The organism is Corynebacterium sp. zg-331 (assembly GCF_014267345.1).
GTDB lineage: Bacteria > Actinomycetota > Actinomycetes > Mycobacteriales > Mycobacteriaceae > Corynebacterium.
Map to the genome: position 1 here is coordinate 340,371 of NZ_JACMYD010000001.1, position 12,729 is coordinate 353,099.

A 12,729-nucleotide genomic window follows, 5' to 3' on the forward strand; every position below is an offset into this window, starting at 1 on the left:
GTAGTTCTACGAGGGAGCAGCACCAACGTGTTTGAGTCTTTGTCCGATCGCCTTTCCGGAGCGCTCAGCGGTATCCGCGGAAAGGGCAAACTCACCGAGGCGGATATTAACGCCACCGCGCGGGAAATCCGCCTGGCGCTGTTGGAGGCGGACGTCTCCCTGCCCGTGGTGCGCGGCTTCATCAAACGGATCAAGGAACGCGCGAACGGGGCGGAGGTATCCCAGGCCCTCAACCCCGCTCAGCAGGTCATCAAGATCGTCAATGAGGAACTCACCGGGATCCTCGGCGGGCAGACCCGCCGGCTCAACCTGGCCAAGAACCCACCCACCGTGATCATGCTCGCGGGCCTCCAGGGCGCGGGTAAGACCACCCTGGCCGGAAAGCTGGCCAAGCACTTAGAAAAGCAGGGCCACACCCCCATGCTGGTGGCCTGCGACCTCCAGCGCCCCGGCGCCGTGCAGCAGCTCCAGATCGTGGGGCAGCGCGCGGGCGTGCCCACCTTTGCCCCCGACCCCGGCACCTCCATCGACTCCTCCGAGCACGAGATGGGTACCTCGCACGGTGATCCCGTTGCCGTGGCCCAGGCCGGTATCGAGGAGGCCCGTCGCGCCCAGCACGACGTGGTGATCGTGGACACCGCCGGTCGCCTGGGCATCGACGAGGAGCTGATGACCCAGGCGCGCAACATCCGCGACGCCGTGCAGCCCGACGAGGTGCTCTTTGTTATCGACTCCATGATCGGCCAGGACGCCGTGAGCACCGCCGAGGCCTTCCGCGACGGCGTGGATTTCACCGGCGTGGTGCTCACCAAGCTCGACGGCGATGCCCGCGGCGGCGCGGCGCTGTCCATCCGCGAGGTCACCGGCAAGCCGATCCTTTTCGCCTCCACCGGAGAAAAGCTGGTGGACTTCGATGTTTTCCACCCTGAGCGCATGGCCAGCCGCATCCTGGGCATGGGAGACATGCTCTCCCTCATCGAGCAGGCCGAGAGCGTCTTTGACCAGAAGCAGGCGGAGGCCACCGCCCAGAAGATCGGCACCGGGGAACTGACCCTGGAGGACTTCCTCAACCAAATGCTCATGATCCGCCGCATGGGGCCCATCGGTAACCTGCTCAAGATGCTGCCCGGCGGCAAGCAGATGAACCAGATGGCCGACATGGTGGATGAAAAACAACTGGATCGCATCCAGGCCATCATCCGCGGCATGACCCCGCAGGAGCGTGAGAACCCCAAGATCCTCAACGCCTCGCGCCGCAAGCGCATCGCCGCCGGCTCCGGCGTGGAGGTCTCCGAGGTCAACCAATTGGTGGAACGGTTCTTCGAAGCCAAGAAGATGATGGGCAAGATGGCCGGTCAGCTCGGCATGGGCGGCGGTATGCGCTCGGCCACCAAGAAAAAGCCCAAGGGACGCAAGGGGAAGAACGGCAAGCGCAAGCCCGCCAAGAAGGGCCCTACCCCGCCGAAGATGCCCGGCATGGGCGGGGGGATGCCGGACATGGCGCAGCTCCAGCAGCTCCAGCAGCAGATGGAGGCCGGGGGTGGCATGCCGGGGCTCGGCGGACTGGGCAGGCTGGCCAAAGGGATGCCCACGATGCCCAAGGGCATGGAGAACATCGACCTCAACAACCTGGACTTCGGCAAGGGCAAGTAGCCGCGTGGGTGGTCGATGTACTATAATGCTGTGGGTTGTCCCGATGCCGGGGCGACGCCAAGCATATCCTGCGTGACGCTGACACCGGCCACGGCCGACCAGCAGGATCACGCGCAGGCTAATCCAAGGGTTGAACCGGCCCGCCCACCCGGGGCGGGTGTCCGCACTGCCCAGTGACCACAGAGAAGGAACACCAGCATGGCTGTCAAGATCAAGCTTCAGCGCCTCGGCAAGATCCGCACCCCGCACTACCGCGTGGTGATCGCGGACGCCCGCACCCGCCGCGACGGCAAGGTGATCGAGAACATCGGTATCTACGAGCCGAAGCAGGATCCCTCCGTCATCAAGATCGATTCCGAGCGCGCCCAGTACTGGCTGGGCGTGGGTGCCCAGCCCACCGAGCCCGTGCTGGCCCTGCTGAAGATCACTGGCGACTGGCAGAAGTTCAAGGGCATCGAGGGCGCCGAGGGCACCCTGAAGGTGGCCCCGGAGAAGAAGTCCAAGCTGGACCTGTTCAACGAGGCCTTGGCCGAGGCCAACAACGGCCCCTCCGTGGACGACGTGGTGGAGAAGAAGCGCAAGGCCAAGGAGGAGAAGGAGGCCAAGGCTGCGGCAGAGAAGCTGGCTGCCGAGAAGGCCGCCGCCGAGGCCGGCGAGAAGGATGCCGAGGCGGAGTCCGCCGAGTAATTCCTTACCCGTGGCAACGGGCTAACCGCTCCGGGAGTTCTTGTGAGCTGTCTCCGGAGCGGTTTTCTTATGTTTTATGCCGCGCCTATCGGGCACCTGCGTTACTGGGTGGGCAGCATCATCCGGTACCGCTCCGTTCCCCGGGGGAGCAGCTTGACCGTCATCTCCCGCGTCTGCCCATCGATGTCCTGGAACTCGTCCAGCGGGGACTCGTTGGCCTCCTCGGAGGCGTGTACGTACACCACCTCGGGGCCGAAGGTGGGATCCATCTCGTTGGGTTCAAAGGCCCCGGCCTGCAGCGGCCCGGAGGCGAACTCCCAGAACGGGGAGAACTCCTGGAACGCCGCGCGATCCGGGTGGTAGCGGTGGGCGGTGGTGTAGTGGACGTCGGCGGTTAGCCACACCACGTTGCGCCACACGCGGATGGCGCGGAGCACGCGGGTGATCTCCGATTCCCGTCCCACCGGCACCCCTGGGCCGCCGTTGGCCACGGACTCCTAGTGGCTGGTCTTACCATCAGGCACGACGGTCCCCAGTGGAAGATCGTTGGCCACCACCTTCCACGTGGCGGTGGGGGATTGCAGTTCCCGGATCAGCCAGTGCTCCTGCTTTTCGCCCAGGATCGCGCCGTCGGCCCTGGTGCCGCGATGATTCAGCTCGTTATCGTCCTTGTAGGAGCGCATGTCCAGCACGAAGACGTCCAGCAGCGGGCCGTAGGAGACCTTGCGGTAGATGCGCCCGTCCACCGCCATGCTCCGATCGGTGGGCTGCCACTCGTGGAATGCCCGGTGCGCCCACCCGGCCAGGGTGTTGACGTCCTTGACCGCGTACTCCGGCAGGTCCAAGACCTCGCCCGGGTACCAGTTGTTCACCGTCTCATGATCGTCCCACTGCACGATCTGCGGAACCTGGGCTTGGAAGTCCCGGTAGTGGGAGTCCATGAGGTTATAGGCGTAGTTGCCGCGATAATCCTCTAGGCTCTGCGCCACGTGGGACTTCGCCTCCGTGACCACGTTGCGCCACACGCGGCCATCGGGCAGCGTCACCGACTCTTCGATGATGTTGTCCGCGTAGATCGTGTCCCCGGAGTGCAGGAAGAAGTCCGGGTTGCGCTGCGCCATCTGCGACCACGCCGTCCAGCCCCTGAGCTCCGGATTGATGCCGTAGCCCTGGCCCGCCACGTCGCCCGACCACTGGAAGCGGATGTTCCTGCTTGCCGACGGCGCCGTGCGCAGCGTCCCCAGCACTGGCTCGGAGAGCAGGCCGGTATCGAGGTCCTGGGCAAAGACCCGGTAGTGCACGTCCGCATCGGTGTCCAGGCCCACCAGACGCAGCTTGCCGGTGTGATCGCTCTCCGGAGTCATGGTCATGCCGGTGAAGCGGCGGGGATTGCGGAAGGACTCGGTGGGGAGACCTCCACGATAAGGCGACTGGGACGATCCGCGTGCGTCTAGATCAGGGCGCCGTCCGGGCGCACATCGCCCGAGGCGACGCCGTGGGTCAGGCGCGGGCGCTCCGGGACGAGGCCTCCGAAGGAGGACAGCGGGGAGGAGTTCTGGGTGGAGGCCGTTGCGGTGGCGAGGCCGGAGGGGCCAGGAAGAGGCGACGGGAAACAGGCATGGGGCGGTGGTAGGGGATGGAGGTGAATGGGGTATGACGGGTGGGTGAACGGGAGGGTATATTTTTCCTACCGAGTGATGAAGGGGTCTGTTCATCATCCAAACCTTGCGAATGAACCCCGGTCCAAGGGCGTACAAACTATCAATCGGAACCTCCTATGGATTATTTGCATTTTATTTATGCATACCCGTGGGAAAGGTCTCTGATTGTGAAGGAAAATCAGAGCTCAAAGTTTATTCTTGCTATCGCCGTTCTCCTAGCGATTTTGATGGTGGCGGCTAATGTTCCGGTGTCGAATGCCTTATCCCTTGTACAAGGAGAACCGGAGCGCTGGGTTGTGGTGGAAGAACAATCGATACCGGCTCAGAAGTTATCGGAGTTTGAACCGATTCGGGTACCGAGAGAAATTTCTTCCGCTGAGCCGCCGACGGAAAATCAGATTCAATCGAGAGCCTTCATCTGTAGTCCCTGGGGACATGCGGAAAACCCCCATATATCCGGGGGTGAGGTATCTGCACATGGATTTTGGAGAAGGAATAACTGTAACGCCGCGAAAGCAAAGGTTACTGTTTGCTTGTACGCCTTTTGGGGTAACAAGCGTACTGGACAGGGATTTTTCGTTGCGGTCGGAGAATAGCGGAACGATAGCTCCGGGAGGCGGACGCGGTAATCGGGTAACCGCTCGCGCTTCATGTAGGCCCACTTCTCAGCAGGTTAGTTGGAAGAACGTGGTTGATGTGAATGTATCGGGACAGTGTGATTGGTTTGGAAAGCAACAGAATATTAAGGAGATGAGATGCGAGCCACGGTGATCAGAAAGCAGGCTACACTAGGGAATTATGGTGTCTGACGGATACGAGTGCCAGAGGCAGCCTCTGCTCATCGGTGGGGGCAGCTCCTTTGTGACGGTGGAGTTAATGGCGTCTTATCCGAGGGAAACGGTTTTTCGCGAGGAAGTAGATCCTCTGAGGGATTTCCGCGATTGTGAAAGAATCTTGGGTTTTGCTCATACAGGAGAGGGGGAGTGGGAGAGAGGAGAGCATCCTATTGGTTCGGCTGCGCTCTGGGAGGTTCACGATTACTACCACCGACCGCGGATGCTGGAATCTGTGACTGAAAACAGGGAGTGGGCTACTTTTTTGTTGACGGTTGCGATGATCGGGGATCGCCTTCCCCTCCGCCCCCTCTTTGCCGTGTGGGAGATTGTTCTTGCGGCGCTCTCAAACGTCGAGCCGACCGCGATTACGATGCATGTGAGTAATAGAGGATATAGCGATGCCCAGCCTCTGTGCCCGGAATATTTGATTCGTTCTCATGCTTACAGGGATGAGAATTATCATTCCATCTTTCATGATACTTCCGAGGAAGCCGAGTGTATCTCATGTAGGGTTATGAACTCGGAAGGGGAAGGTAAGGAAGTGAAATGCAAGCGCTTTAGCCCGTTGCGGCTGGTGGAGGATTTTGAATTGCTTTCTTTGGGGGTAAACGGTGACATGGTGGATTTTTGGGTTAGAGGTCTGAGGTGACTTATTGAAAGAGAAGGGGAGATTGGCACATTTTAACCGTGTGCCAATCTTCCATTTTATTACTGGTCACTGTCCTTAATTTTTTTGATTAACCCTTTCTTCATCATGGCAGGAATAGTGTGGAGATGATCCCAAAAATTATAAGTATAACGACAGGATCTCCTATTATCCGGTCTGCACCCTCTTTCGTTAGCGGTGATTCACTGTTGTTTGAACCGCTTTACTCTGATATCCATTTCGTCCAATCGGTACAAGGTATGTAGAGAATTCAAACTTTGTGGAGCGTTCAGTATTGTATAGCGTTGCGAATGCGAATAGAGGAAAACCGGTGGGTTGCTTCTTATTCTTCCATCGGATTAAGTTTGCCGATCCTAAAGGTGGGTATCCTTAGAATGTGAATGCTGCGGTAAAAATGAATATGAGAATTGTAAGCCGAGACCATGGGAGGAGGTGGGTGTCCTCTACTATGTTGAAGCCGGCTCCTATGGTTTGAGTATCGTTTATGCTATCCTTTCTTTGTTTACATTATTGTTTCCGAATCTTATTCTAAGATAAAAAGAGGTTGCCGCAAGAGCTTTTTAGTGATATGGGTCATTAAAACGCGATAACCCCCACGATCGCCGCGTTGAGCATGTTGGTGAGGGACCCGGCGAAGAGCGCGCGCAGCCCTAGCTCCGCGACGTCGGAACGCCGCTCCGGGCATATCGCGCCGAAGGAACCGATCTGGATGGCGATGGAGGCGAGGTTGCCAAAGCCCGCCAGGGCAAAGGTGCTGAGCATCACGGCCTTGGCGCTCATGGTGTCCACGTGCTCGGAGAAGCTGATATAACCCACATCCTCGTTGAGGATGGTCTTTTGGCCTATGAAGTTGTCCACCAGCGAGGCTTTGCCCCAGGGCACGGGGCTGAACAGGAGGCCGTCGAGGGACCAGTTCTCCTGCCCAAAGAGGTGCCCGATTCCCCCGAGCGCGGCGGAAGCCATGGCGATGAGCGCGATGAAGGTCACGAGCAGGCAGGCCACGGTCGCGGCGATGCGCCCGCCGGAGAGGGCCCCGGCGCCGAGGGCGTCGATGAGGTTGCGGTTCTCGGTGTCCCGGATGCCGCGCACGTTGGTGCTGGCCACGGACTGTTCTGTTTCCGGCATGAGGCTCTTGGCTACGATGAGGGAGCCGGGGCCGTTCATGATGGAGGCGGCCAGCAAGGTATTCCAGAGGCGCGCCGAGCAGGGAGTATCCGATGAGGGTGGACCCGGCGACGGAGGCGAAGCCACTGGTCATGCAGGCAAAGAGCTCGGAGCGGGTGAGCTTGGGCAGTCAGGGTTTGATGACGAGGGGAGCCTTGGACTTGCCGAGGAAGATCACGGTGGAGGCCCACGCGGATTCCAGCTTGGAGGTGCCCACGATCTCCACGAACCATTGGAGCACACGCGGGTAGGACAGCGCGCCGATGATCGCTCCCAGGAACACGATGAGGGGCAATACGTTAAGAGCAAACACGAAGGAGGTGCCCCCGGTGGGTGAAGTCGATGAGCCGGGATACCCCGTTGGCAGTGGCTTTGAGCGCATGAAAACCGGGTTCCCACGTGAGCACAAGGAGTGCGAAGAGGGCCTGGAGCCCGAAGCCCACGCCGAGGGTGCGCCACTTGATGTTGCGGCGGCTGCTGGAAAAGGCGACGATGACGGCAAAGATGTAGGTGGTGCCGATGAGGCCTTGAAAGCGATCCATCACGTTGACTCTCCGGGTGCGTGCGGGGCGGGTGCACGGGCGTTGCGCGCGGCCCGCCGAGGCCGCCCGGGTGGGGGCACCGATTACACTGCTGAGTCATGGAGTTAATGATCGGTCGGGTGATCAAGTCCCACGGTATCCGAGGCGAGGTGTCCGTGGAGGCCACCACGGACGAGCCGGAGGAGCGCTTTGCGGTGGGCCAGGTGCTCACTGGGCGGCAGAACAAGAAGGATCGCGAGCTGACCGTGAGCGCCATGCGCCCGCACAAGGGGCGGCTGCTGCTCACCTTCGAGGAGATCGCGGACCGCGCGGCGGCGGACTCGCTGCGCGGGATGCAGTTTTTTGCCGAGCCGCGTGAGGGCGAGGACGGCGAGGGCTTCTACGACCACGAGCTGGAGGGCCTGCGGGTGCTCCGCGGCGGCGAGGACATCGGGGAGGTCACTGGGATCACGCACGGCCCGCACCGCAACCTACTGGAAGTCACCTTGCAGTCCGGCAAGGAGGTGTTGGTGCCCTTCGTGGAGGCCATCGTTCCCGAGGTGGATCTGGAGGCCGGGACGCTGACGATCACCCCACCCGAGGGGCTGCTGGAGCTCTAATGCGCCTCGACGTCCTCACGATCTTTCCCGAATACCTCGACCCGCTGCGTCACGCCCTGCTGGGCAAGGCCATCGAGCAGGGCCGCCTGGAGGTGGGCGTGCACGATCTGCGCGCCTGGGCCACGGACGTGCACAAGTCCGTGGACTCCGCGCCGGTGGGCGGTGGGCCGGGCATGGTGATGAAGCCGCAGGTGTGGGGCCCGGCGCTCGACGACGTCGCCGCCGGTACCGTCGCCACACCCACCCTGGAGAGCGCGCTGCCACACCTGGATCGCGCCCGCCACGACGAGCTAGAGGGGGTGGCCGAGCGCTACTACGACGAGCGCGAGGAGAACGGCGATCTGCCGTTGTTGCTGGTGCCCACCCCGGCGGGCAGGCCGTTTACCCAGGCGGATGCGCGCGCCTGGTCGCGCGAGGAGCATATCGTTTTTGCCTGCGGGCGCTACGAGGGCATCGACCAGCGGGTGCTGATCGATGCCGCCCGTCGTTACCGCGTGCGCGAGGTGTCCATCGGGGATTACGTGCTCATCGGCGGGGAGGTGGCCGCGCTGGTGATCGCGGAGGCGGTGGTGCGGCTGATCCCCGGCGTGCTGGGCAATAGGCGCAGCCACGAGGAGGATAGTTTTTCCGATGGGCTCTTGGAGGGGCCGTGCTATACCAAGCCCCGCGAGTGGCGGGATCTGGAGGTGCCGGAGGTGTTGTTCTCGGGCAACCACGCGCGGGTGGATCGGTGGCGCAGGGAACAGTCCCTGCTGCGCACCCTCGAGGTGCGCCCGGAGCTGCTGGACGGCGCGGAGCTGAGCAAGACCGACCGCGCCTTCCTGGCTGAGCGGGGGTGGCCGGGTGCGTAGCATTGCCACCGATATTCAGGCGCTGCTGCTGCCCACCGAGTGGCGGCGGTGCGCCGCCGATCTGCCGGGTGCGCTGCGGGAGCGCGGCTACGAGGCGGAGCAGGTGTGGGCGCAGGAGGTGGATCTGACCTGCGAGCCGGATAACATGCTGGCTACCCAGTACGCGCAGGTGGAAGGGCACCCGCCGATCGCGGAGGTGTTGCACCGCATCGTGATCAACGGGCGTAGCGACCTCGACCTGCGCGCGGCCACCGCCGCGGTGGCGACCTGCCTGCCGGAGGGCACGTACTGGTACGGCACCTCCGTGGCGGGATTCCTGGAGCCGGGGATCAGCGCGGCGTGCGCGTGGCAGCATTCGGAGTAGCCCCGGCGTAGGAGTTGAGCACCGAGGCGGCGTACTCGGCGCCCAGGCAGCTGATCTCCACCACCGTGCCGTTGGTGCGCAGCACCCGCAGCCCGGGGCCGCCGCGCAGCATGAGGGCGCGCCCGCGCGGGGAGACTCGCCAGCCCCAGCCGCCCCAGTCCGCCGGGTTGAGGTCGGCGACTTCGGCGTGCTCGATCTCGCGGGCTGCAACGCGCAGGCGCGGCCACCCCAGCAGGGAGCGCGCGGTCAGGCCCTGGGCGTCGGCGCGCACCTGCCAGGAAGCGGTGGCGAGGGTAAGCAGGAACACGAGCAACCCGGCGGGCAGGAGCCACGGCACCCAGAGGGCCCCGCACAGCAGCAGGGCGGCCGCGGCGGTGCCCAGGATGAGGAGCAGAAGCAGCGGCAGGGACGCGGTGCCCACCCAGGCGGCGGCACCGCCGGTGGGGATGCTCAGCGCGCCGGGTACGGCCGGGGCGGCGGTAGTGCGCGGCGCGGGTCGCGCGATGGTCGCGATGAGGCAAGCGCCGCCCAGCGCCCCGCCGCAGAGAGTCGCCACGTGGGAGGCGTGCAACGAGACCTGGCTGGCATCCGGGGCTCGCTCGTTGAGGCGCAGCAGTAGGAACGCCGTGCCCGCGAGGAGGAAGCAGCCGAAGGCCGCCGCCGCGGCGCGGAAGCGGGCCATTCGGCCGTGGGCCAGCCCGCGCGCGGAGAACCAGCAGAAGAGCCCCAGGATCGTGGTGGTTAGGGCGGTGCACCCCAGCCAGAGCGCCCATGGGGTGGCGTAGCCGTTGGGGGCGGTGCCGGAGAAGTGCACGGCGAGGAGGTCGGGCGCCTCTTTCATCGAGAAGAGCGAGCAGATCAGCAGGGCGGCGCTGATCAGGCCGGTGGGCAGGGCGGCGCTGAGAAGAAAACGGGTCATTGCAGACCTCCTTGGGAGAGTAGTTCGGTCACGTCGGATAGGGAGAGGCGGTGGCGGCGGGCGGCATCGATCAGCACCTGGACGTTGCGCCGCACTTCCTGGTGGGGGTCGGTCTGGGCCGGGGCAAGCGCCACCGCACCGCGCCCGCGCCGCAGCTCCACGAGTCCGCGATCGCGCAGCAGGCGGTAGGACTGCAGCACGGTGTTGCGGTTGAGCCCCAGCGAGGCGGCTAGTTCTGTGGCCGCAGGCAGGCGGTGACCGGGGTCGATACGCCCGTCGCGGATCTGCTCGGCGATCTGCTCGGCGATCTGCTCGTAGATCGGCTGGGGATCCTGGGGATCGATAAGAACTAGCACAACTAGTAAAACTAGCACAATGTTGTCAGGGTGGCTACCACTACAATGAGGCGAATGATCGCAGCCACCATCGCCCAGGAGATCGGAGCGCGCCCGGAACAGGTCGAGACCGCCCTGCGCCTGCTCGCGGAGGGCAACACCGTGCCCTTCATCGCCCGCTACCGCAAGGAAGCCACCGGCGGCCTCGACGACACCGCCCTGCGCACCATCGAGGAACGCGCCGCCTACCTGCGCGACCTCGAGGAGCGCAAGCACACGGTGCTCGCCGCCATTGAGGAGCAAGGCAAGCTCGATGACGCCCTGCGCGCCCTGATCGAGCAGTGCACCACCAAGGCCCGCCTGGAGGATCTCTACGCGCCCTTTAAAAAGCGCCGCAAGACCAAGGCGGACAAGGCCCGCGAGGCTGGGCTGGAACCGCTGACCGACGCCCTGGTGGCAGACCCCTCCCTCGACCCGGAGGCCGCCGCCGACGCCTACCTCACCGAGGGCTACGCCGATGCCAAGGCCGCCCTCGACGGCGCCCGCGCCATCCTCATCGACCGCTTTGCCCTCGACGCGGACCTCGTGGGCGCGGTGCGCGACGAGGTGTTCCGCCGCGGCCACTTGCGCTCCGGCGTGATCGAGGGCAAGGAGAACGAGGGGGCCAAGTACAAAGATTACTTTGAGTTCTCCGAGCCCCTGAGCGCCCTGCCGAGCCACCGCATCCTTGCCCTGCTGCGCGGAGAGGCCGAGGGCGTGCTGCGCCTCGACCTGGACGCCGGAGAGGATGAACTCTACGAGGGCATGATCGCCCGCGCCTTCGACCTCGATACCCACGCCTCCCGGTGGTTGGCCGAGGCCGTGCGCTGGGGCTGGCGCACCAAGCTGGAGGTTTCCTCCGGGCTCGATGCGCGCACCCGCCTCAAGGAACGCGCTGAGCGCGGCGCGCTGGAGGTTTTTGCCGCCAACCTGCGCGACGTCCTGCTGGCGGCCCCCGCCGGGCCCAAGGCGGTGCTGGGACTTGATCCCGGCTACCGTAATGGCGTCAAGTGCGCGGTGGTGGACGCTACCGGCAAGGTGCTCGACACCACCGTCGTGTACCCGCACCAGCCGCGCAATCAATGGTCGCAGGCCCTCACGGAGCTCAGCGCCCTGTGCGCCAAACATGGGGTGGAACTCATCGCCGTGGGCAATGGCACCGCCTCGCGCGAATCCGACAAACTCGCCCGCGAGGTCGCAAACGCCGCCGCGGCATCCGGTGCCGAGCGGCCCACCCCCGTGATTGTCTCCGAGGCCGGGGCCTCGGTGTACTCCGCTTCGGAACTCGCCGCCCAGGAATTCCCGCGCATGGACGTCTCCCTGCGCGGCGCGGTCTCCATCGCCCGACGCCTCCAGGATCCCCTAGCCGAGCTGGTCAAGATCGACCCCAAGGCTATTGGCGTGGGGCAATACCAGCACGACGTCAATCAAACAGCCCTGGCTCGCGCCCTCGACGCTGTGGTAGAGGACGCCGTCAATGGCGTGGGCGTGGATCTTAACTCCGCCTCTGCGCCCCTGCTGGCCCGGGTGGCCGGGGTCTCGGCCACCGTGGCCGGCAACATCGTGGCCTACCGAGACGAGAACGGTCCCTTTGCCACCCGCAAGGAACTCGGCAAGGTACCGCGCCTGGGACCTAAGGCCTTCGAGCAATGCGCAGGCTTCCTGCGGATTAACGGAGGTGCGCAGCCCCTGGATGCCTCCGCCGTCCACCCGGAGGCCTACCCCGTGGTGGAGCGCATCGCCGCCGCCCAGGGCTGTGCGGTGGCCGATCTCATCGGCAATACCCGCCTGCTGAAAAGCCTGCGTCCGGCCGACTACGCGGATGACACCTTCGGCATCCCCACCGTCACCGATATCATCGCGGAGCTGGATAAACCGGGGCGCGATCCCCGCCCCGAGTTCGTCACCGCTTCTTTCAAGGAGGGTGTGGAAAAGGTCTCCGATCTGGTACCCGGCATGATCCTCGAGGGCACCGTCTCTAACGTGGCGGCCTTCGGCGCCTTCGTGGACATCGGCGTGCACCAGGATGGCCTCGTCCACGTCTCCGCCATGTCCAATAACTTCGTTTCCGACCCGCGCGACGTGGTGCGCTCCGGGGAGGTGGTGCACGTGAAGGTGGTGGACGTGGACGCAGAGCGCAACCGCATCTCCCTGTCCCTGCGGCTCGACGATGAACCCGGTGGCGCGCGGGGGGATAAGCCCGCCGGGCGGGGTGCGAGCAAGAGGGGTGCCCGATCCGGCCAGAGGCAGCGTGGTGGTGGGGGTAAGCCTGCGGGTGGTGCGATGGCCGAGGCCCTGAAGCGCGCCGGGTTGAGCGGCTAGGCGGGGGATGGTGTCCCAGAGCTTTCGGCACTGAGCCAGCGGCCGCGGGAGAATCGCTGCCGTTACCCGGCGCGGTTCCTCCGCTAGCGC

General features: G+C 64.3%; 10 protein-coding genes and 2 pseudogenes. 8 read left to right on the forward strand and 4 right to left on the reverse strand.

What is annotated here, in order from left to right:
* Window positions 1-27: 27 nt before the first annotated feature.
* Entirely contained in the window at window positions 28-1,653 is a 1,626-nt protein-coding gene (ffh, locus tag H7347_RS01675; RefSeq protein ID WP_186337100.1) for a signal recognition particle protein, read from the forward strand.
* 198 nt (window positions 1,654-1,851) lie between these two features.
* On the forward strand, window positions 1,852-2,340 hold the full coding sequence (gene rpsP / locus H7347_RS01680) for a 30S ribosomal protein S16 (protein WP_152820694.1): 489 nt from the start codon (window positions 1,852-1,854) through the stop codon (window positions 2,338-2,340).
* A 101-nt stretch (window positions 2,341-2,441) separates the two neighbouring features.
* Here rpsP and H7347_RS01685 read toward each other — a convergent pair.
* Window positions 2,442-3,760: pseudogene (locus H7347_RS01685) on the reverse strand (alkaline phosphatase).
* A gap of 408 nt (window positions 3,761-4,168) precedes the next feature.
* On the opposite strand from H7347_RS01685, the gene H7347_RS01690 reads away from it, so the two are divergent.
* Both H7347_RS01690 and H7347_RS01695 read left to right on the forward strand, forming a co-directional pair.
* Window positions 4,169-4,597 carry a hypothetical protein gene (locus H7347_RS01690; protein WP_152820696.1) on the forward strand — a complete coding sequence of 143 codons (429 nt, stop codon included), beginning with the start codon at window positions 4,169-4,171 and terminating at the stop codon, window positions 4,595-4,597.
* 202 nt (window positions 4,598-4,799) lie between these two features.
* Entirely contained in the window at window positions 4,800-5,486 is a 687-nt protein-coding gene (locus H7347_RS01695) for a hypothetical protein (RefSeq protein ID WP_152820698.1), read from the forward strand.
* Between the two features lie 594 nt (window positions 5,487-6,080).
* Here H7347_RS01695 and H7347_RS01700 read toward each other — a convergent pair.
* Window positions 6,081-7,210, reverse strand: a pseudogene (locus tag H7347_RS01700) (NupC/NupG family nucleoside CNT transporter).
* Window positions 7,211-7,308: 98 nt separating this feature from the next.
* Between H7347_RS01700 and rimM the strand changes: the two are divergent.
* Genes rimM through H7347_RS01715 form a run of 3 tightly spaced genes read left to right on the forward strand, consistent with a single transcriptional unit; the run spans window position 7,309 to window position 9,024 of the window.
* Window positions 7,309-7,809: a ribosome maturation factor RimM gene (gene rimM / locus H7347_RS01705; protein ID WP_152820700.1), complete on the forward strand. Its 501-nt coding sequence runs from the start codon at window positions 7,309-7,311 to the stop codon at window positions 7,807-7,809.
* Window positions 7,809-8,660, forward strand: coding sequence for a tRNA (guanosine(37)-N1)-methyltransferase TrmD (trmD, locus tag H7347_RS01710; protein WP_152820702.1), 852 nt, complete (start codon window positions 7,809-7,811; stop codon window positions 8,658-8,660). Before rimM ends, trmD begins: the two co-directional genes overlap by 1 nt.
* On the forward strand, window positions 8,653-9,024 hold the full coding sequence (locus tag H7347_RS01715) for a hypothetical protein (RefSeq protein WP_186337101.1): 372 nt from the start codon (window positions 8,653-8,655) through the stop codon (window positions 9,022-9,024). The genes trmD and H7347_RS01715 overlap by 8 nt, the downstream gene beginning before the upstream one ends.
* Here the strand turns inward: H7347_RS01715 and H7347_RS01720 are convergent.
* Both H7347_RS01720 and H7347_RS01725 read right to left on the reverse strand, forming a co-directional pair.
* Window positions 8,990-9,943 (reverse strand): hypothetical protein, encoded by a 954-nt coding sequence (locus H7347_RS01720; RefSeq protein WP_152820706.1) that lies wholly within the window; start codon window positions 9,941-9,943, stop codon window positions 8,990-8,992. The genes H7347_RS01715 and H7347_RS01720 overlap by 35 nt on opposite strands.
* Complete coding sequence (locus H7347_RS01725) at window positions 9,940-10,299, reverse strand: GntR family transcriptional regulator (RefSeq protein WP_186337102.1); 360 nt, start codon at window positions 10,297-10,299, stop codon at window positions 9,940-9,942. The genes H7347_RS01720 and H7347_RS01725 overlap by 4 nt, the downstream gene beginning before the upstream one ends.
* Window positions 10,300-10,353: 54 nt before the next feature.
* On the opposite strand from H7347_RS01725, the gene H7347_RS01730 reads away from it, so the two are divergent.
* Window positions 10,354-12,639: a Tex family protein gene (locus tag H7347_RS01730; RefSeq protein ID WP_152820708.1), complete on the forward strand. Its 2,286-nt coding sequence runs from the start codon at window positions 10,354-10,356 to the stop codon at window positions 12,637-12,639.
* Window positions 12,640-12,729 lie beyond the last annotated feature (90 nt).

Excerpts from the sequence above, each read along its gene's own strand:
- rpsP (WP_152820694.1), top strand. The coding sequence starts at position 1,852 with ATGGCTGTCAAGATCAAGCTTCAGCGCCTCGGCAAGATCCGCACCCCG.
- H7347_RS01695 (WP_152820698.1), top strand. The coding sequence starts at position 4,800 with ATGGTGTCTGACGGATACGAGTGCCAGAGGCAGCCTCTGCTCATCGGT.
- rimM (WP_152820700.1), top strand. The coding sequence starts at position 7,309 with ATGGAGTTAATGATCGGTCGGGTGATCAAGTCCCACGGTATCCGAGGC.
- trmD (WP_152820702.1), top strand. The coding sequence starts at position 7,809 with ATGCGCCTCGACGTCCTCACGATCTTTCCCGAATACCTCGACCCGCTG.
- H7347_RS01720 (WP_152820706.1), bottom strand. The coding sequence starts at position 9,943 with ATGACCCGTTTTCTTCTCAGCGCCGCCCTGCCCACCGGCCTGATCAGC.
- H7347_RS01730 (WP_152820708.1), top strand. The coding sequence starts at position 10,354 with ATGATCGCAGCCACCATCGCCCAGGAGATCGGAGCGCGCCCGGAACAG.